The organism is Pseudomonas sp. MYb185, from assembly GCF_002979975.1.
Lineage (GTDB): Bacteria > Pseudomonadota > Gammaproteobacteria > Pseudomonadales > Pseudomonadaceae > Halopseudomonas.
This window is the reverse complement of record NZ_PCQD01000005.1, coordinates 97,366-116,195: the sequence shown is the minus strand read 5'-3', so window position 1 is coordinate 116,195 and position 18,830 is coordinate 97,366. Positions and strand designations below refer to the sequence as shown.

15 protein-coding genes are annotated in these 18,830 nt (G+C 59.8%); 7 read left to right on the top strand and 8 right to left on the bottom strand.

The window, feature by feature from the left end:
- Positions 1 to 13: 13 nt before the first annotated feature.
- On the bottom strand, positions 14 to 739 hold the full coding sequence (locus CQ007_RS09375; protein WP_105645476.1) for a hypothetical protein: 726 nt from the start codon (positions 737 to 739) through the stop codon (positions 14 to 16).
- A gap of 297 nt (positions 740 to 1,036) precedes the next feature.
- Here CQ007_RS09375 and CQ007_RS09370 point away from each other — a divergent pair, with 297 nt between their 5' ends.
- Complete coding sequence (locus tag CQ007_RS09370) at positions 1,037 to 1,990, top strand: IS110 family transposase (protein ID WP_105645474.1); 954 nt, start codon at positions 1,037 to 1,039, stop codon at positions 1,988 to 1,990.
- Positions 1,991 to 2,027: 37 nt separating this feature from the next.
- On the opposite strand, the gene CQ007_RS18795 is transcribed toward CQ007_RS09370, so the two are convergent.
- The 6 genes from CQ007_RS18795 to CQ007_RS09340 all read right to left on the bottom strand — a co-directional run bounded on the left by CQ007_RS18795 (position 2,028) and on the right by CQ007_RS09340 (position 10,612).
- Positions 2,028 to 2,369: a hypothetical protein gene (locus CQ007_RS18795; RefSeq protein WP_146114561.1), complete on the bottom strand. Its 342-nt coding sequence runs from the start codon at positions 2,367 to 2,369 to the stop codon at positions 2,028 to 2,030.
- A 106-nt stretch (positions 2,370 to 2,475) separates the two neighbouring features.
- Positions 2,476 to 3,324 carry a hypothetical protein gene (locus CQ007_RS18790; RefSeq protein WP_146114560.1) on the bottom strand — a complete coding sequence of 283 codons (849 nt, stop codon included), beginning with the start codon at positions 3,322 to 3,324 and terminating at the stop codon, positions 2,476 to 2,478.
- A 459-nt stretch (positions 3,325 to 3,783) separates the two neighbouring features.
- Entirely contained in the window at positions 3,784 to 4,230 is a 447-nt protein-coding gene (locus CQ007_RS09355) for a hypothetical protein (RefSeq protein ID WP_146114559.1), read from the bottom strand.
- A 74-nt stretch (positions 4,231 to 4,304) separates the two neighbouring features.
- A complete protein-coding gene (locus CQ007_RS09350; protein WP_105645817.1) occupies positions 4,305 to 4,847 on the bottom strand; it encodes a HEPN domain-containing protein in 543 nt (180 codons plus the stop codon).
- Between the two features lie 693 nt (positions 4,848 to 5,540).
- Positions 5,541 to 5,762 (bottom strand): DUF2835 domain-containing protein, encoded by a 222-nt coding sequence (locus tag CQ007_RS09345; protein WP_105645466.1) that lies wholly within the window; start codon positions 5,760 to 5,762, stop codon positions 5,541 to 5,543.
- The gene (locus CQ007_RS09340; protein ID WP_105645464.1) at positions 5,750 to 10,612 is read right to left on the bottom strand and encodes an NAD-glutamate dehydrogenase; all 4,863 of its coding nucleotides are present in this window, start codon (positions 10,610 to 10,612) and stop codon (positions 5,750 to 5,752) included. The genes CQ007_RS09345 and CQ007_RS09340 overlap by 13 nt, the downstream gene beginning before the upstream one ends.
- Before the next feature lie 127 nt (positions 10,613 to 10,739).
- On the opposite strand from CQ007_RS09340, the gene CQ007_RS09335 reads away from it, so the two are divergent.
- From CQ007_RS09335 to CQ007_RS09310, 6 genes are read left to right on the top strand one after another with little or no spacing between them, the layout of a single operon-like run.
- Positions 10,740 to 11,699, top strand: coding sequence for a MoxR family ATPase (locus CQ007_RS09335; RefSeq protein WP_105645462.1), 960 nt, complete (start codon positions 10,740 to 10,742; stop codon positions 11,697 to 11,699).
- Positions 11,700 to 11,701: 2 nt separating this feature from the next.
- Positions 11,702 to 12,631, top strand: coding sequence for a DUF58 domain-containing protein (locus CQ007_RS09330; protein WP_105645460.1), 930 nt, complete (start codon positions 11,702 to 11,704; stop codon positions 12,629 to 12,631).
- Positions 12,631 to 13,095, top strand: a complete 465-nt coding sequence (locus CQ007_RS09325) for a DUF4381 family protein (protein ID WP_105645458.1) — start codon at positions 12,631 to 12,633, stop codon at positions 13,093 to 13,095. The genes CQ007_RS09330 and CQ007_RS09325 overlap by 1 nt, the downstream gene beginning before the upstream one ends.
- On the top strand, positions 13,082 to 14,083 hold the full coding sequence (locus CQ007_RS09320) for a VWA domain-containing protein (RefSeq protein ID WP_256582255.1): 1,002 nt from the start codon (positions 13,082 to 13,084) through the stop codon (positions 14,081 to 14,083). The genes CQ007_RS09325 and CQ007_RS09320 overlap by 14 nt, the downstream gene beginning before the upstream one ends.
- Positions 14,076 to 15,866 (top strand): VWA domain-containing protein, encoded by a 1,791-nt coding sequence (locus CQ007_RS09315; protein ID WP_105645454.1) that lies wholly within the window; start codon positions 14,076 to 14,078, stop codon positions 15,864 to 15,866. Before CQ007_RS09320 ends, CQ007_RS09315 begins: the two co-directional genes overlap by 8 nt.
- Entirely contained in the window at positions 15,863 to 17,521 is a 1,659-nt protein-coding gene (locus CQ007_RS09310; protein ID WP_158256747.1) for a BatD family protein, read from the top strand. Before CQ007_RS09315 ends, CQ007_RS09310 begins: the two co-directional genes overlap by 4 nt.
- 89 nt (positions 17,522 to 17,610) lie before the next feature.
- Here the strand turns inward: CQ007_RS09310 and CQ007_RS09305 are convergent, their stop codons facing one another.
- Positions 17,611 to 18,792 (bottom strand): WD40/YVTN/BNR-like repeat-containing protein, encoded by a 1,182-nt coding sequence (locus tag CQ007_RS09305; protein ID WP_371919816.1) that lies wholly within the window; start codon positions 18,790 to 18,792, stop codon positions 17,611 to 17,613.
- Between the last annotated feature and the right edge of the window lie 38 nt (positions 18,793 to 18,830).

Here is an 18,830-nt window from a genome sequence, read left to right as displayed (position 1 = left end):
GTGCCTGCGATTGTTATGCATCCAACTTCAGTTCAGCGCGCGAAATTTTGCGTACTTCATCAATGGTTCTCATCGTGTCTAGGGATATCCTATCGAAATGATCTTCCCAATCCTCCTCTGCATCAGTTCTGCTAAGCGACTGTTTTAGCTTTTCCATCTCAGCCTCTACACGGTCATCGAGGTAAATCGCTTTCAGATCTATATGATCAAATATCTCTGACAAAGCTCTGTCATATCGAGTTTTAAGTGCTTCCGATTCTGCAACAGTTTCGGGGTTACTTTTCTTCTCTTCATACTCTTGCTTGTCACGCTCCCACGCTTTCTTGTTACCTACATCTTCGTGAGCGTAAAAGCCAAAATAGGGGTGCCGATTATTTATATACTGCCATTCCTCAAAATCTGTCACCTGATGATAAACGTATTTTTCAATATCATGCAGCAACCCGAGAATGACTTCATATGACTCCTGCTTCTTGAGCCAAACCTGCTGCCTTATCCAAAAATTTTCCGAGAAATTCGACTCAATTTCTTTTACTAATCTTGTATTTTCTTTGAGTTCAGATTTCAGCCTATCAAAGTCTTCAGAGTTTGCTCTGTTCTTGGCCTTTTGCACGAGGTATGCCGCGAGGAAAGCCCCCATCCAGCTGAGCGCCACCACCGCAATATAGTCCAGAATCACTGGTTGGTTTGTTGCATTAAATGCAGCACCAATACGTTCAAATTCTTCAATGGATAACATTCGTCACTTTAACCTCTGCTGCATGTATAACATTTGGTTAAGGGGCGGGCTTTAGCCCGTCCCAGCGAGCGCAGTGAGCGATTTGAACCAGTTGTATGGATAATTTCTGCCGTGTTTGGGTAAATTGAGGCCCACCCCCCGGCGGCCATCGGGGGGCTTCATGCAGCAGCTCGATTGAACCTCGGCTCCTCCTTCGAGAGACCGATAACAAGTGTGTAGCGCTACATGACTCTCAAGCGATAACTCGAACAGTTATCGGGGCCTCGAGCCCGTATAGCAAGGCAGAGTCAGCTTATTATGAACACTCCAGAAAACCAAACTCTGATCAACATCGGTGTCGACGTCGGCAAAGCCAACCTCGATATCGCCCTTCATCCGTCCGGACAGTTTTTTACCATTCCGAACAGCACCACTCATATCCGAGAGCTTGTGAAGATACTCAAGGGCTACACCATTGAACGGATCGTAGTGGAGGCAACAGGCCGCCACGAACATGCGATGGTTCAAGCCTGCAGTCAGGCCGGTCTACCCATCATTGTGGTCAATCCGATCAGTGTGCGGCGCTATGCCCAGGCCATCGGTGTGTTAGCCAAAACTGATCGCATCGACGCGCAGGTCATTGCCAAATATGCTGCTACGTTGAAGCCGGAATTCAAGCCCATCCCGGATAAAGCCTCTCAGAAAATCAGAGACCTATTGGCCAGACGCAGCCAGCTCATGGACATGTCGACGATGGAGAAGAACCGCCTGCAGATCCTGCCAAAATCGCTTCACAGCTCTATCAACAGTCTGCTCAAAACCCTGCAAACCCAGATCAAAAACATCACTCGGCAGATCGAGCAGGAAGTTGCCAAGGTCGATCACTGGCAGAGTAAAACGGACATCCTGACCAGCGTGCCCGGCGTTGGCAAAGTAATGGCGTTCACCTTACTGAGCGAGCTTCCTGAGTTAGGTGACCTTAACCGGCGAGAGATCGCCGCCCTGGTTGGTGTAGCCCCCATAAACCGAGATAGCGGCAAGTTGACGGGCAAGCGTCGAATCCGTGGCGGTCGTCATAGAGTGCGAACTGTGATGTTCATGGCCATGATGTCAGGTATCCAATGCAACCCGGTATTCAAGCAGTTCTATGAGCGCCTGAAAGCCCAGGGAAAGCTGCCTAAAGTCGCCCTCATTGCCTGCATGCGAAAGATGATCGTGATGCTCAATACCATGGTCAAAAACCAGGAGCCGTGGCGTGAGATAGCAGCTTAATTTGAGGCGTTGACACCACAGTCACTTGTTAGACCGTTCATGGGTATGCAACAGAAAGGAAATTATCTTGCATTGAGCCAGAATGCTCTGTACCTGACTCATCTGTGAGCGAGAATGCGACAAACTGGCCCCCGACCTGTGTTGAGCCGTCAATTACACCGCAGAGAGTTGAGATAGCATCAACTGCTGCTAAACGGGCAAAAGATAGAAATATTTCCTGTTGGTGCGGTTCTAGTTCCCGGGCTAAACCAATGATTGTCCGCCACTTATCGTCTTTTACTGTGGCCAAATCTTGTGTGGCAAGCATGCTTCTGTAAAACGATAAATTGTCGTCGCATACATCTTTTAAAAGGGCTTTGCACAATGTCGATGTTTTCATGGCTTAGGTCTAACGCCCCGCACAAGGGCGGCCAAATAAGCGCAGCGTTTTGGCTGTCCCAGCGACCAACGGGAGCGATTGCTGCGGATTGTTATATGTAAAGCAGCTAGAAAGGCAAGTCATCGTCAAAATCTCTCTCTAACTTATTCGTTAATTCTTCAACAAAAGTTACCGCGTTATTCCTTAGCTCATCAATAAGCTTATCGTTGACATTTACCAGGCGTCCTTCAGTGGTTTTCCCGTTCCGGTGAACCAAATCGTGGCGAACAAGAATATACTTCTGGAGATTCGAAATATCTGGAAAATCCATTGAGAATGTCCCTGCATACATTTCTCTAACAGTAGGTAGTTTATGATAAATGGTGTTGACCATGACGGTCTTGGCTCGCTCCTTAATTTTTACTGACACATCGTAAATCTCACTGATACTTATCTTTTGCTGTTTGAACTCCGGATGGTTTCTGACAAACTGTTGAAGGTAGTGCTCAGATGAAAGTGTTTTAGAAATAAAAGTATCAGAAAGAAAAGTTTCAAGCGCGCCAATAATCGAGATAAATGTCTGGCGAAGTAATAACTGCCTTGTCGCATGATCATCAATTTGTAGACTTTGGAGACGAGCCGACGATTCCATTTCATTTGAAAAACTTGCACGATGATCTATATTCTGCGCAATCGCACCGAGTGCGTACTGATCTTCATAGCTTCTTTCGAATATCCATGGAGAGAGACTTATTGTTCTAGACTTGCTAATGCCAGCTATTCTAGACAGAATTTCTGCGCTGCAGTTTCTGCTAAATGTTATGAGGTAACCGTATAGCAACCCTTCATTTGAAATATTTTCCGTTACCGTATAATCCAGTTGCGAAAGCTCATCCCAAGATATGCCGAGAGCGTCAGCCAAGTTTTCCTGACGGCCTTCGTCTGACTCTAAATAGGATTCTTTAAGGCTTCCCATAGGTTCGACCTTTTGGCATATAACGCCTAAGCACACGGGCGCGAGTTTACGAGCGTCCCGCCGCCGCTTGCGGCGGCGTAGTGCTGCGTATGGTTATAAGGCATTTACTGCACGCTCTTTTTGACAAAATGGCCGCACACGGCGGACAGCCCGAAAAATACGGACGACAATAAAATTGCTCCCAGGGCCGGAATCAAACCCTTGCCTGATGATAGAAGCTCAATACCCGCAAGAACAATTACTATACCGAGCGCGACGAAGCACACTAGCGCAAAAAGCATAGTAACGAACACCAACGGCCTTTCTAGCCGCTTGAACTGAAGGCCAACTATAATTGCTTCAATCAACCCCATGCACAAACTCTCAATGACTTATAACGCCCGCAGCACGCGCGGCTTTGTAGTGGAGGCGAAGCCGCAACGGAAAAGCCGTCGCCGTGCCTGCGATGGTTAGAGGGCATTACGAGACGACTCCGTTAGAAACTGACAAGGCGACATAATCCATAAAGCGCTCTGCTAGCGCTAGGTTCAAGCAGACCCCGCCCCACCGCCAACGCACCCAAGGATAGCCATAGTCATCGCTACCTGCTTCTGCTGGCTCTCCAAACTTCGCTTTCAATATCTGCAATACAGCTTCGTATTCAAGTTTTTCCGACTCGAACTTCTCCCCGTTTTTTAGATCGAGGAAGAAAATGCCCAAGCCTCTTTCCATTGCTTGAACGGATACGTTCATGCCGCCAAATACGGCGTCGGCCTCCCAAAATAGCTGAGTGCGTTTGCCTTTCTCGGGGAGAGGTTTACCACCTTTTTCCGCGAGCTGCTCCAAGCTTCTAAACCAAGGCAACAAGCTCCCAGATTCTTCCAGAACAAGCCCCTCGGAAAGTCGGTAAGGTGCGTAGTTCATCATGCCCCTCTAACGTTTGGTTAAGGGGCGGGCTTTAGCCCGTCCCAGTGAGCGAAGCGAACGGTTTTAACCAGTTGTTAGAGATTGCATTCTAAGTATGAGTCGGTGGCTTTCACCAGCTCTTTGATGAAACGAATGACTTTTTCGAGTTCATCGCGCTTTATGAGGTGGGCCGCAGGTGAGCCATTGTTTATTGGCTTTGAGCGATGTACAGCATCACCTCTTTTGGATATCCACTCGTTTAGTGATTTTTTGGCTTTTTCTGGGTCGTTATTTGCCCAGTTCCACCCTTGAGTAACGTCGGCGCCGAGATAATCAAGGAATAAGCGTTTTGTTTTATCTGATGTGGGATTGTGGAATTGCTTAAGTTCTTGCTGCAATTTCTTTTGAATGAACTCGCCGACATAGCTTCCTGCAACAGCAGCAAGTCTCTTGTTCATTGCCTCGGTTACACGATCTTCTACGTAGGTTTCCCATGCAGTAAGCGCCATTACTAACCCTGCACGTTTTAAGACCTCCGCATTAGGAGGTGGGGGATTGGAATTAATTGCGTCGAAGTGAGCCAAAAGCTCCTCTGCATCTTTTATTCCGTGCTCAAATGAAATTTTGGCCTGGGACATCTTGTGATCTCTAACAGTGATTAGACCGCACGCGGCACTAATACATAACAGACGCTTCGATATAACTCCGGTTTCCCGGAAAGCCCTAACAAACAAAGTCATAATAAAATCAAACAATTAGAAGCAAAGACAGGCTCCATTCCGTATTAGCTTGACTTCATCTTTTCCCGAATTCATTACTACCCCCGCAAAACCACCTCACAATCACTCGCCCCTTCGCCCAACCCACACGCTTCGCGGCCTATTCCTCATGCCAGGCAGAAACACGCTACCGCCCTACCCAACCGGCAATATCGCCGGCAGGTATGCCAATCATTCTGGGAGGAATTCGGGCTGTGTAGCGTGTCTGGCAGGCGGGCTCGCATTCCTTCGCATTGGGTTCACCATAATGCAGGCACGGGGCCATATCAATATGGAAAGGCTCAGGAATGGTCGTCGGTTGGGTTTCCACTCCGGCGGTTACTGTGTGGCCGGTGGATTCTCGGCCTTCGCCGAGAATGACGGTTGAGGGGACAATGTTTGGTACGAGCTGGTGCTCGAACCTCCCGGGTTACGCGGATGTGTGGAAGGTCGATGGCGATCCTGTCGAGTTCCATCTCGAACAGTGGGGTGGCCGGGGAGCAGGTGTCGAGATGGAACTCGACATTCCCAAATCGGGAGCGGGGACTGGCGTTTGGCAACTGGCCCTGCCTCTCACCCCAACCGCTCCAGCGACACCATCTTCCCGTCGCTGGTAAACCGCATCACAAAACTCCCATACACCCCCTCATGCGTCAGGAAAGGCCGCAGGTGGTGTGCCGGCAGGCTGATGCTGCGGCCGTCGCGGCTGCGCATCAGGACCCGCTTAGCCTGGCCTTGGTACCAGGCCAGGTAGCGTTCGGCGGGCACTGCGACGTCGATGATCAGTTCCTGCATGTTTCTCCATGTATGGTCTGGCGGGCATCGTTTGCCAGGTCGGTCAGTTCACGCATGGCGACGGCCGTCATCGGGTAGTCGCTCTGCCCGGCGCTGCGCAGTTCGTTCAGCAGTTCCTGCCAGCGCTGCACCGGTGCGTGGTTGCGTTCCAGCCAGGTGCTTACCAGTTCTGCCACCGGGGTCTCGGGCTCGCTCATCTGCAAGGCCGTTACGGTAATGCTGCCCAGTTGGTTCTCCAGTTCATCCCGGTAGGCTTCACGTGCCAGGGCCTGCCAGTGCGAGCCGACCGGCAAGGCATTGATCTGAGAGCCGAACCAGGTCAGTTGCAGTTCGCTGCCCAGGGTGAAGAACACCTGTGCTACCCGTTCGACCGGCTGGCCGGTGGTATCGGCCGCGGTGATCATCCCCAGCATGGTATAGAAATGCACGGTCCCGGCGACCAGGCGGGCAATCGGGGCCGGTACGCCGGCGGCAGTATAATGGTCGAAGCGGGTTTGCCATAGCTCATGCACGGAGCCTTCGAGCATGCCATCGAAGCGCTCTCCCAGCGCCTGGATCTGTGGTGCGAAATGCTCCACCTCCGCTGCCGGCTGCAGTTCCTTGCCGCGACGGCGGATAAACCAGCGGGTGGCGCGGCGCGCCAGGCGCATCAGTTCGTCCATCAGTTCCAGCTGGATCGCCGCCGACAGCTGATGGTCCAGTTGCTCGATGCTGTGGAATTGTTCCATCAGCTTGAACACATCCCGCGCCACCACATAGGCGGCGACGATCTGCCCGGGGCTGGCACCGGTCGATTGTTCCAGCCGGCGCAGGAAGGTGATGCCCATGTGGTTGACCAGGTTGTTGGCCAGTTGCGTGGCGATGATTTCCCGCCGCAGCCGGTGGTGGGCCAGCGCGGCGGTCTGCTCACGCACCAGTCTGGGCGGGAAGGCGGTGGCCATTTCCCGTGCCAGCCAGGGATCCTCCGGCACCGCCGAGTCCACCAGTTGCTCCTTGAGGTCGGCCTTGGAATAGGAGATCAGCACCGACAGCTCCGGCCGGGTCAGCCCCAACCCCTTGCCGGCGCGGTCGGCCAGTTGCTCGTCATCGGGCAGGAACTCCAGGCTACGGCTGAGCTTGCCGCTGGCTTCCATGCCGCTGATAAAGCGCTGGTATTCGACCATCGCCCGTGCCGCCTGGCCCTGGGCCAGGCTGATGGCCTGACTCTGCTTGTAGTTGCTGGCCAGCACCAGCGCCGCTACCGCCTCGGTCATCTCGGCCAGCAGGGCGTTGCGCTGCTTGACGGTCATGTCCCCCGCTGCAACCACTTCGTTGAGCAGGATCTTGATATTGACCTCATGGTCAGAGCAGTTCACACCACCGGCATTGTCGATGAAGTCGGTGTTGGCGGCGCCGCCATTCAGGCAGTATTCGATCCGCCCCAGCTGGGTCATGCCGAGGTTGCCGCCCTCGCCTATCACCTTGCAGCGCAAGTCCCTGCCATCCACCCGCAGCGCATCGTTGGTCTTGTCACCGACATCGGCATGGCTCTCGGTCGAGGCCTTGATATAGGTGCCGATGCCACCATTCCACAGCAGATCCACCGGGGCCTTGAGCAGGCGGTGGATCAGTTCCGCCGGGGTCAGCTGCTGCTCGACGATATCGAATACCTCACGTATCTGCGGCGTCAGCGTGATCTGTTTGAGACTGCGGGAGAACACGCCGCCACCCGCGGAAATCAGCTCCGGGTTGTAATCGGCCCAACTGGAGCGCGGCAGGTCATACAGGCGCTGTCGCTCCTCGAAGCTGCGCGAGGCATCCGGGTCCGGATCGATAAAGATATCCTGGTGGTTGAAGGCCGCCAGCAGCCGCACTGAACGCGAGCGCAGCAGGCCGTTGCCGAACACATCGCCGCTCATGTCACCGATACCGATAGCGCTGACCGGATCTTCCTGGACGTTGATGCCCAGTTCGTGGAAGTGCCGCTGCACCGAGATCCATGCGCCCCGGGCGGTGATCCCCATGGCCTTGTGATCGTAGCCGACCGAGCCGCCGGAGGCGAAGGCGTCGCCCAGCCAGAAACCGTAATCGGCGGCGATGCCGTTGGCGATATCGGAGAAGCTGGCAGTGCCCTTGTCCGCCGCCACCACCAGATAAAAATCGTCGCCATCATGGCGGATGACCTGCTCGGGCGGAACCACCTGGCCTTCGATCAGGTTGTCGGTGATATCCAGCAGCCCCTGAATGAAGACCCGGTAGCAGGCAATCGCCTCCTGCTGTATCGCGTCGCGTCCGGCCCCCTGCGGTAGTCGCCGCGGCACGAAGCCGCCCTTGGCGCCGACCGGTACGATCACCGCATTCTTGACCTGCTGGGCCTTGACCAGGCCGAGCACTTCGGTGCGGTAGTCCTCCTCGCGATCGGACCAGCGCAGCCCGCCTCGCGCCACCTTGCCACCGCGCAGGTGCACGCCCTCGACCCGCGGCGAATAGACGAATATTTCGTACATGGGCCTCGGCAGCGGCAGTTCCGGTATGCCGGCCGGATCGAACTTCAGACTGATGTAGTCCTTGGCTTGCCCCTGTGCGTCATGCTGATAGAAGTTGGTCCGCACGCAGGCCTTGATCAGCTCCAGATAGCGCCTCAGGATGCGGTCCTCGTTGAGCACCGCGACCTGCTCCAGCGCGCCGACGATAGCCTGCTCCAGCTTTTCCTCCAGCTCCCCGGCCGACGCCTTGCGGGCCAGGAAGAAGCGCGTCTTGAACAGCCTGACGAGCTCCCGGGCGATCGGCGCATGAGTGGCCAGGGTTGCGGCGAGATAGGGCAACTCGAAGCCCATGCGGATCTGCTTGATATAGCGAGCCAGCGCGCGCATCAGTGCAGCCTCGCGCCAATGAATGCCAGCCAGCAGGATCAGCCGGTTGAAACTGTCGTTTTCCGCCTGGCCGTTCCAGATGGCGGTGAACGCCTCGCCAAACAGTTCGTTGACATCGCCGATGTCCATCTCCGGGGCCAGCGCATTGGTGAACACGAAATCATGCACCCAGTAGCTCTGCCCATCCTGGCGGCAGATCTGGAACGGGAACTCGCCGAGTACACGCAGACCGAGGTTATCCAGGATCGGCATGACATCGGACAGCGGCAGTGACCCGCCAAAGTGATACAGCTTGCAGTGCAGCTCATCCGGTTTAGCGTTGAGCGGTTGGTAGAAGCTCATCGCCAGCGGGTTGCCTTCATCCAGCTGCAACAGGTGCTGCAGGTCCGCCACCCCGGTAGCCGGGTTGTAGCGGTCGCTGTAGCCCACCGGGAAGCCATCGCCGAACTGCACCAGCACCTCGGTGGCAGTGGCCTCGCCCAGGGTGTCCTGCAGCTGTGCGCTGAAGTCGTCATGCCAGCTGCGGCAGGCCTGTATCACATCCCTTTCCAGTTTCACGTGGTCGATTTCCAGGTTGCGCCGGGGGTCCACGCGCAGGATGAACTGCACGCGGGCCAGCTGTGATTCGGAGAAGAAGGTCCAGAACTCGCTGTCGCTGGCCTCGAGTCTGTCCATCAGTACCTGTTGTATCTGCCGGCGAATGGCGGTCGAGTAGATCTCCCGTGGCACGTAGGCCAGGCAATAATAGAAGCGCCCATAGTTGCCACGACGCAGGAACAGGCGGATCAGGTTGCGCTCCTGGATCTGCACTATGCTCAGGGCCGTTTCGCTCAGTTGCTGTGACGATATCTGGAACAGGTCATCCCGGGGCAGCTCCTGCAGCACCTGGTCCAGCTCCTTGCCCAGATGGCTGTGCGGCTCGAATCCCGAGTCCTGGCGTACCGCCTCGACCTTGTGCCGCAGCCAGGGAATGTTGTAGACATCGGCGCTGTATACCCTGGAGGTATACAGCCCGCAGAAACGGTGCTCCAGCACCACCTCCCCGGCAGCATTGACTTCGCGGATCGACACATAGTCGGGATAGGCCGGCCGATGCACACGGCTGGTGCGCGACGACTTGGCGAACGACAGCAGCACCGGGCAGCGCAGATACTCCAGCACCTCCTGCGGCAGCCCTTCTATATCCTCATCCGGCGGCTCCAGCGCAGCGGCGCCAAGGCTGTGCTGCGGCTGCATGCCCAGGCGTCCCTCCGGCAGCCCCTGGTCGATGGCGAAGCGTTCGTACCCGAGAAAGGTGAAGTTGTCATCCAGCAGCCAATCGAGAAAGGCCGTCGCCTCCTCGCGCTGGGATACATCGAACCAGTCGAAATCCGCGCCCGCCAGCCTGCCGATCAGTTCCTGCACCTGGCGCTGCATCGGGGCAAAGTCGTTGACCACTCCCTCGACATAGTTCAACGCCTGCTGCAAACCGGTCTGCAATTCGTTCAGCGCCGCCGGCAACTGGCAGCGGTCGATCTCGATATGCATCACCGACTCGCCATGCAGCCCGGGACCGTCAGCGGCAGCCGGCTCGATCCGCTGCAACTGGCCATCGGCATTGCGGGCGACCTTGAATACGCTGTTCTGCAGGATATGGATGGCATAGCCCTGGCGCTGCAACTCGATGCGCACCGAGTCGACCAGAAACGGCGCATCGGCGTGCAGCAGTTGCACTACCGTATGCGAGGATTGCCAGCCATGGCCCTGCACATCCGGGTTGAACACATGCACCTTGCTGCCGTGCCCTGCGAACTGCTGCAGCATGCGCCAGCCCGACAGCACGCTACCCAGCAGGTCGGTGTCGTGGCGGGACAGCAGCTCCTGCAGGGTGGTGATACTGAAGAAATCCCGGGCAAATACCGCGATGGCCTCCTGCTCCCGCGGCTCGACCAGTTCCTGCAGGCGTTGCTGGATGACCTGCAGAAACTCCTGCTTGCTGCTGGCGACGATAAAAGCCATGAACACACTCCCAGACTGAGTGAACTACAGGAAAATTTGTCTCTGATTTGATTTCAGATTAGTCCAGACTGAGCGCTTTTCGGTAAAGTAGTCTCCTATCGCAGGAAGATACCAGGGAAGAGGCACCATGCCCCATCGCGCGTCACTGATGCAACTCAAGAGCTTCATGGCCCAGCAGATCTTCGGCCAGGAACAGCTGATCGACCGTACGCTGATCTGTCTGCTCGCCGGTGGCCACCTGCTAGTGGAAGGCGCGCCGGGGCTGGCCAAGACCAAGGCAATCAAGACCCTGTCCGAGGCCATCGATGCGGACTTCCATCGTATCCAGTTCACCCCCGACCTGCTGCCTGCGGATATCACCGGCACCGAGATCTACCGTCCGGAAACCGCCTCCTTCAGTTTCCAGAAAGGGCCGATCTTCCACCACCTGGTATTGGCCGACGAGATCAACCGGGCACCGGCCAAGGTGCAGTCGGCGCTGCTCGAAGCCATGGCCGAGCGCCAGGTGAGCATCGGCCGCGAAACCTGGCCGCTACCCGAGCTGTTCATGGTCATGGCCACGCAGAACCCGATCGAACAGGAAGGCACCTACCCCCTGCCCGAAGCCCAGCTGGACCGTTTCCTCATGCATGTGCGCATCGGCTTTCCCGATGCCGCCCTGGAGCGCCAGATCCTGCATCTGGCCCGGGGTGAGGCCAAGGGCTTCGAAGCACGCATTGCCGAGCGCATCAGTCAGGCGTCGATTCTCGCCGCCCGTCAGGAAGTGCTCTCGCTGTTCATGGCCGACGCGGTGGAGGAATACCTGATCCAGCTGATCATGGCGACCCGCCGCCCGGAGCTGTACAACCCGCAACTGGCCGAATGGATCGAGATGGGCGCCAGCCCACGCGGCACCATCGCCTTGGATCGCTGCGCCCGTGCCCACGCCTGGCTGGCCGGTCGTGACTTCGTCAGCCCCGAGGACGTGCAGGCGATAGTGCATGATGTGCTGCGCCACCGGCTGATTCTCAGTTTCGAGGCCGAAGCGGCAGGGATCGATGCCGACCGGGCGATCACCCTGCTGGTTGAATCCGTCGCCGTGGTCTGACCATGAACAACGCCGCGGTCTACGCCACCCTGGAGTCGCTGCTGGAAATGCGCCGGCACAGCCAGGCGCTGCCGCTGTCCGGCCGCTCGGTGCATGTCGGACAGCAGACAGGCCGCCAGCTGTCACGCTTGCGTGGGCGCGGTATCGATTTCGATCAGGTACGCCTGTATCAGCCCGGCGATGACATCCGCAATATCGACTGGCGGGTCACCGCACGTACCCGCAAGGCGCACACCAAGGTCTTCAATGAGGAGCGCGAGCGCCCGGTCTTCATCATCTGCGAACAGAGCGAGCGACTGTTCTTCGGTACCCAGCTGTGCTTCAAGTCGGTACTGGCGGCCGAGGCCGCCGCCCTGATCGCCTGGATGGCACTGGCGCACAACGACCGGGTCGGCGGCATGGTTTTCGGCTCCCGGGAATGCCACGAGATCCGCCCGCGCCGCAGTCGCCGGGCGATCCTGCAACTGTTGGGACGCTTGCTCGAGGGCAACCACGCCCTGGGCGCACCCACCGATGAAAGCGGCGGCGAACCACTGGATCTGGCGCTGCGGCGCAGCCGCGAGGTGATCCGCCCCGGCAGTATTCTCTATCTGCTGTGCGACCATGCCGCCATCGACGGGCTGAGCCAACCGCTGCTGGTGGCGCTGGGTGCGCACAACGACCTGGTATTGCTGCCGATCTTCGATCCGCTGGAGGCCAGTCTGCCGAGCAGCCCGGCGCTGGAGTTCGTCCAGGGGCAGCAGCGCCTGACCCTGAATACCACTGCCAGTGCCCTGCGCGAGGCCTGGGCCGGCCAGTTCCTGGCCCGCCAGCAGAGCTGGCAGCGGCTGGCCAACCGCCTGCGCTGCGGCCTGCAACCGATGGATACCAGCCGCAATGCAGTCGATCAGTTGCGCCCGCTGCTCAGCGAGCATGCACGGAGACGCTCCTGATGGACGCCGATCTGCAGGCTCAGTTGATCCCACCGCTGGAGCCAGCCCCGATCCTCTGGTGGCCGCCGGCACCCGGCTGGTGGCTGCTCGGCGGCAGCCTGTTGCTGCTGGCACTGCTGTTGCCGTGGCTGCTGCGCCAGGCCCGCCGGCACAAGCGGCGGCGCCACCGGCTCAGTTGGCAGGTGCTGGCCGATATTCCGACGCAGTTGCCCGATACCCAATGGCTGGCGGCCGTCAATACCCGGCTCAAGCAACTACTCAAACAGCGTGGCGACGAGGCCGCCACCCGTCTGTATGGCGAAGCCTGGCTGGACTACCTGTGCAGCCGCAACCCGCAGGTGCAACGCAGTGCCCTGCAACCCCTGGCTGCCGACCTGTATAGGCCCCAGGTCCAACTCAGCGCCGCGCAGCGAGAGGCGCTGCTCAGGGAGTTGCGCCGCTGGATACGGTATGACGATGTTTGAGTTCCATTGGCCGCTATGCTTCCTGTTGCTGCCATTGCCCTGGCTGTACCGCAGATGGCTGCCGGCCGCCGAAACCCGTTCGACAGCGCTGCAGGTCAGCTTCATGACACGGCTGCAGGCCATACGGGAGCTGGCGCCGGGACACAGCGCGCCGGGACGCAAGTGGCCCTACCTGCTGATCTGGGTACTGCTGGTGTGCGCCGCCGCCCGGCCGCATTGGCTGGGCGAAGCGCTGCCAACAGCGACCAGTGGCCGGGACATGATGCTGGCGCTGGACCTGTCCGGCAGCATGGAGTTTCGCGATATGCAACTCGATGGCGAGGAAGTCAACCGCCTGACCCTGGTCAAGCATCTGCTCGGCGAGTTCATCGAGCGCCGCCGCGGTGATCGCCTGGGGCTGATCCTGTTCGGTAGTCAGGCCTATGTGCAGGCGCCGTTGACCCATGACCGCAGCGCTATCGCCCAATGGCTGGATGAAAGCTTCATCGGCCTGGCCGGTCGCGAAACTGCCATCGGCGATGCCATCGGCCTGGCTATCAAGCGGCTGGTCGAGGAACCCGCGGCAAGCCGGGTGCTGGTGCTCATCACCGATGGCGCCAATACCACCGGCAATGTCAGCCCGCTGCGTGCCGCGCAACTGGCCGCCGAGCATCAGATACGCATTTTCCCCATCGGTGTCGGTGCCGATACCGGCACACAGGACAGCAGCGCCAGCTTCTGGGGTCTGCAGTTCGACCCCTCCATCGAACTGGACGAGGACAGTCTCAGGGAAATCGCCCAACTGACCGGCGGCGAATACTTTCGTGCACGCAACGAGACCGACATGGAGAACATCTATCAGCGCCTGGACCAATTGGAACCCGCACTGCGCGCCGGTCTCCCGAACCGCCGGGCCATCGTACTGTATCCCTGGCCGCTGGGGCTGGCGCTGCTGCTGAGCCTGGCACTATCGGCCGGCATGGTATTGCGGAGCCCCCGGCATGCCTGAGCTGTTCGGTCTGTCCTTCGCCCGGCCGCTATGGCTGCTCGGCCTGCTCCCGGCCGGCGTACTGCTGGTGCTGCTGTACCGGCGCGGCTGGCGACGCTCCGGCTGGGAACAACTGCTGCCAGCCCACCTGCATGACTGGTTGCTGCAGCAGCACGCCGGTGGTCATCACCGGCTGCGCTTCATCGCCCTCGGCGTGACCTGGGTCCTCGCGCTACTCGCCCTGGCCGGTCCGGTACTGGAAGCCAGTGGCGAGTCACGCCGGCTGCAGGACGGCGCACTGGTGATAGTGCTGGATGTGTCTCGCAACATGCTGTCCAACGACCTGCCGCCGAACCGGCTGCAACGGGCCAGGTACAAGATCCGCAATGTGATCCAGGAGCATGGCGACAGCGAGATGGCCCTGGTCGCCTTCGCCGGCAGCGCGCACCGGGTCGCCCCGCTGAGCAGCGACCATGGCACCCTGACCAGCCTGCTGGCTGCGCTGGAGCCGGACATCATGCCGGCCGAGGGCCAGGATGTGGGACAGGCCCTGGCACTGGCCCGGCAGATGATCGAGCAGCGGCCGCGCAGCAGCAGTCAGATACTGCTGGTCACCAGCGGGCTCGACAGCGACGGGCGCGCCGCCCTGGTCGAACATGCCCAGGCGCTCGGCAGCCAGTTGGCGATACTTGGTGTCGGTACCACCTCCGGTGCCCCGGTGCCGCTGGCCGAAGGCGGCTTCATGCGCGATGACCAGGGCCGCATCCTGCTGCCACGGCTCAATGGCCAGCAGTTGGCTGCGCTGGCACGCCAGCACGGCGCACGTTACCACGGCATCAGCGTCGGTAGTCGGGACCTGGACTATCTGCTGCAGCCCCTGCGCAACATCGCCAGCGCCGAGTCTGACACCCAGCGGCTGCTGCTCGACCAGGGCCATTGGCTGGTGCTGCTGCTGTTACCCTTTGCGGCCCTGGGCGCCCGGCGTGGCTGGCTCGGCCTGCTGCTGTGCGCGGCCCTGCTACCCTCCCCGGCAGCGCAGGCTTTCAGCTGGAAGGACCTGTGGCAGCGGCCGGATCAGCAGGCCATGCAATTGCTGCAGCAGCAACGTCCCGACGATGCCGCCGAGCGTTTCGTCGATCCAGACTGGCGGGCCTGGGCCCTGTACCAGGCTGGTCAGTACCAGCAGGCCGCCGAGGCCTGGGCAGAGTTGGCCCGGCTTGAGCCCGACAACCCCCAGCATCATTTCAACCAGGGCACCGCCCAGGCCATGGCCGGGGAATACCAGGCAGCTCTGGAGGCTTATGAGCACACGCTGACCCGCGCGCCGGAGCACCGTGCCGCCCGGCACAACCGGGACGCCATCGAGGCACTGCTGGAGGAACTGCGCCAGCAGCAGGCCCAGCAGCCGACCGATGGCAATGTCGATGCCGCCGACGCTGCCAGTGCCGATACCGAGGGCCCGGCTAACGGCACGGCCTCCCAGGACGCCGCTGGCGCAGCCACACCGGCCACTCCGGAACAGGAACAGCACCCCGGTGACGCTGGCAGCCCAGCTGGCGCCGACCCATCCGGCGGCGTCAACCAGGGTCTGTCTGGCGGCAATGACGGCGCCAATCCGCAAACGCAGCCCGACACGGACGATCGCAACGGCGCAGGCGCTACCGATCGCACTTCGCAACGCACCAGCCTGGAACAACAGCAGGCGCTGGGACAATGGTTGCGGGACATTCCCGACGATCCGGCGGAACTGCTGCGACGCAAATTCCTCCACCAGTATCTGCAGCGACAGGAAACAACCCCATGATCCGACTCCTCGCCGTGTGCCTGCTGGCACTGGCCAGCCAACTGGCCCAGGCCGCACTGGAAGCCAGCGTCGACCGCACCCGGCTGGTCGAGGGTGAAGCCCTGGAGCTGACCCTGGAGACGCCGGCTGCCGGTCGGCTCAGCGAGCTGGACCTCAGCCCCCTGGAGGAGCATTTCGAGCTGCAGCGCACCCGGCAGCTGAGCCTGGTGAGCCAGATCGACGGCAAGACCACCCCGGTCACTCGCTGGGTGGTCACCCTGATGCCATTGCGGACCGGTTTCATCGTCATCCCCCCGGTCAGCCTGGGCAGCCTGCAAAGCCAGCCAATCAGCCTGCATGTGCTGTCCGCCGCCCAGGCCGCCGCTGACAGCGGTGCCCAGTTGGCGCCGATCTTCATCGACAGCGAAGTCGATATCGAGCAGCCCTATGTCCAGGCGCAGGTGCTGCTGACGCTGCGCATCTATCACTCGGTATCCTTGTTCGACGACTCCATCCTCAGCGGCCTGGACATTCCCAATGCCCGGGTCGAAAGCCTGGGCCCGGCACGGCACTTCGAGCGCCTGCTCAACGGCGTACGCCACGGTGTAATCGAAGTGCGCTATGCCATCTTTGCCCAGCAGAGCGGCGAGCTGGAGATCCCCTCGCAGTTGTTCAGCGCCACCGCATTGCAACCCGGGAATGGCAACAACCGCTCAGCACGCAGTGGCAGGTTGATCCAGGTGCGCTCACCGAGCATCACCCTGCAGGTTCGTCCGGTGCCGGACAGCTATCCCTCCGGGGCGCCCTGGATACCGGCAGCCTCGCTGAACCTGAGCCAGACCTGGCAACCCGACCCCGGTATCGACCTGCTCAGCGGCGAGCCGCTGACCCGCACCCTCATCCTCACTGCCGACGGGCTCAATGCCAGCCAGCTACCTGCGCTGCAGAGCCTGCCCGGTGACGTCGATCATGAGCTGCGTCAGTATGCCGACCAGCCCCAGCTGCAGAGCCGGGCCAGCGATGAGGGCATGCATGGCGTGCGGCATGACAGTGCCGCCCTGGTCGCCCTGCAGGAAGGCTCCTATACCCTGCCGCCGGTGGTGGTGCACTGGTGGAATACCCGGGAGGACCGCCTGGAAACCGCGACACTCGATGCCGTCATGCTGAATGTCAGTCGCAGCAGCGAGTTCACTGGCCCCGGCGGACCGCTCAACTTCCCTGCCAGCGACCCCGTATTGCTCTGGCCCTGGCAGTTGGCCTGCGCCCTGCTGAGCCTGGCGCTGTTGTACTGTCTGTACTGGCTGCGCCGGACCCGCCTGGCGCTGGGCGAATATCAGTTGCCCGAAGTCGAGGAGCACTTCGACGACACTGCCCAGGGCAATCCGCTGGCGGACCTGCAGGCAGCCTGTCGCACCAACCAGCCAGCGGAGGCCCGCAAGGCCCTGGAGCTCTGGGCCAGGCAGCAGGACAGCGAAGGACTTATCGGCCTGGCTCACAACTATCTGGAGCTGGAAGAGGCTCTTGATGACCTCAACGCCTGCCTGTTCGGTCGCGCCCACCATAACTGGCGCGGCAAACCCCTATGGCGCGCGGTGCGCATGGTGATCCAGAGTCGGCGGCGAGAGGCCGAGCAGGAACAGGTGAGCAAACCGGAAAGCCTGTATCCGGATGTGTGAGTGCCCAGAAACGACATCACCCCCAACCGCAAGCGATTGGGGGTGATGTCGGAATAGGTGGCGGGCTCTGGCAAGCCCGTCCGCCAGGCTTACTCCAGCGTTTCCGCGGTTTCTGCGGTTTCCGGCAGGGTCAGCGCCGAGCTACCCGGGGCCGACATGCCAGCCTCGTCCGCCTTGATCACACCACGCTGCCCAACCAGCAGAACCCTGCCATCCGGCAAGCTGGTGGCGGTGGCCAGAGCCACGCGGTCGGAGCGGATATTCACATCGAAGCTGCGACCGTGGTCATCGCTGATGGCAACCACGCCACCGACACCGACCACAAGCAGGCGACCATCGACCGACAACTGACCACCCGACAGCGTCGAGCTCAGCGAACCATTGTTCGGCATCAGCAGTTCGACCTGCTCCCAGCTGTCACCAAAGTCGCTGGAGCGGAACACGTTGCCACGCAGCCCCCAGGCCAGCACACCGCCCGGCTCGCCAGTGCTGGCCACGCCGAACCAGGAACCGTCATAGGGCATCTCTTCGAGGGTTTCCCAGGTTTCGCCGTAATCAGCCGAGCGATACATGGTGCCCATCTCACCGACCAGGAACAGGCCGCTGTCCTTGATTTCGGTCAGCGCGTTGTAATGGAATTCGTCCGGGTTATCGATATCGAAGGATACGTCTTCCCAGCTCTGGCCACCGTCATCGGTACGCAGCAGCAACCCGTAGGCGCCGACAGCGAAACCGGTCTGCGCATCACGGAACCAGACATCCATCAGCGGCTTTTCCAGGAAGCCGAAGCCTTCATCATCCTCATCCGCTGCGTCGATCTCCGGATCGCGATACTGCACTGTCCAGGTCTCGCCGGCATCGGCAGTATGCAAGATCAGCGAATCGTGGCCCACCGCCCAACCGTGGCGGTCATCGACGAAGTCCACCGCTGTCAGCAGTTGACGGGTCGGCGCTGGCGCCTGGATCCAGCTCTCACCCAGATCATCCGAGTAGACGATATGGCCGCGGGAGCCGACCGCAACCAGCCGCTTGCCAGCCTGTTCCACATCCAGCAGCAATGTCTTGCTGGCCTTCAGCGACAGGACCGCTGGCTTGAGATTGTCGGTGTTGACCGGTTGCGCCATGCTCATCGGTACAGCACCCAGCAGCGCGGCTGACAGGCCCAGGGTCATGACGATCCTGCGTGACAATGATATTCCCATTCCCTTACCCGGCAGCGCTGCGACAGCCTGCTTCAAGGATGAAACGCGCCAGAAATGTGGCTCGTGCATAATCCGTCCCCTTTGTTCTTATAGGTAGCCCTGCCGGC

Excerpts from the sequence above, each read along its gene's own strand:
- CQ007_RS09305 (WP_371919816.1), bottom strand. The coding sequence starts at position 18,792 with ATGCACGAGCCACATTTCTGGCGCGTTTCATCCTTGAAGCAGGCTGTC.
- CQ007_RS18795 (WP_146114561.1), bottom strand. The coding sequence starts at position 2,369 with ATGAAAACATCGACATTGTGCAAAGCCCTTTTAAAAGATGTATGCGAC.
- CQ007_RS18790 (WP_146114560.1), bottom strand. The coding sequence starts at position 3,324 with ATGGGAAGCCTTAAAGAATCCTATTTAGAGTCAGACGAAGGCCGTCAG.
- CQ007_RS09310 (WP_158256747.1), top strand. The coding sequence starts at position 15,863 with ATGATCCGACTCCTCGCCGTGTGCCTGCTGGCACTGGCCAGCCAACTG.
- CQ007_RS09330 (WP_105645460.1), top strand. The coding sequence starts at position 11,702 with ATGAACAACGCCGCGGTCTACGCCACCCTGGAGTCGCTGCTGGAAATG.
- CQ007_RS09355 (WP_146114559.1), bottom strand. The coding sequence starts at position 4,230 with ATGATGAACTACGCACCTTACCGACTTTCCGAGGGGCTTGTTCTGGAA.
- CQ007_RS09375 (WP_105645476.1), bottom strand. The coding sequence starts at position 739 with ATGTTATCCATTGAAGAATTTGAACGTATTGGTGCTGCATTTAATGCA.
- CQ007_RS09335 (WP_105645462.1), top strand. The coding sequence starts at position 10,740 with ATGCCCCATCGCGCGTCACTGATGCAACTCAAGAGCTTCATGGCCCAG.
- CQ007_RS09370 (WP_105645474.1), top strand. The coding sequence starts at position 1,037 with ATGAACACTCCAGAAAACCAAACTCTGATCAACATCGGTGTCGACGTC.
- CQ007_RS09340 (WP_105645464.1), bottom strand. The coding sequence starts at position 10,612 with ATGGCTTTTATCGTCGCCAGCAGCAAGCAGGAGTTTCTGCAGGTCATC.
- CQ007_RS09350 (WP_105645817.1), bottom strand. The coding sequence starts at position 4,847 with ATGTCCCAGGCCAAAATTTCATTTGAGCACGGAATAAAAGATGCAGAG.
- CQ007_RS09325 (WP_105645458.1), top strand. The coding sequence starts at position 12,631 with ATGGACGCCGATCTGCAGGCTCAGTTGATCCCACCGCTGGAGCCAGCC.
- CQ007_RS09345 (WP_105645466.1), bottom strand. The coding sequence starts at position 5,762 with ATGCAGGAACTGATCATCGACGTCGCAGTGCCCGCCGAACGCTACCTG.
- CQ007_RS09320 (WP_256582255.1), top strand. The coding sequence starts at position 13,082 with ATGACGATGTTTGAGTTCCATTGGCCGCTATGCTTCCTGTTGCTGCCA.
- CQ007_RS09315 (WP_105645454.1), top strand. The coding sequence starts at position 14,076 with ATGCCTGAGCTGTTCGGTCTGTCCTTCGCCCGGCCGCTATGGCTGCTC.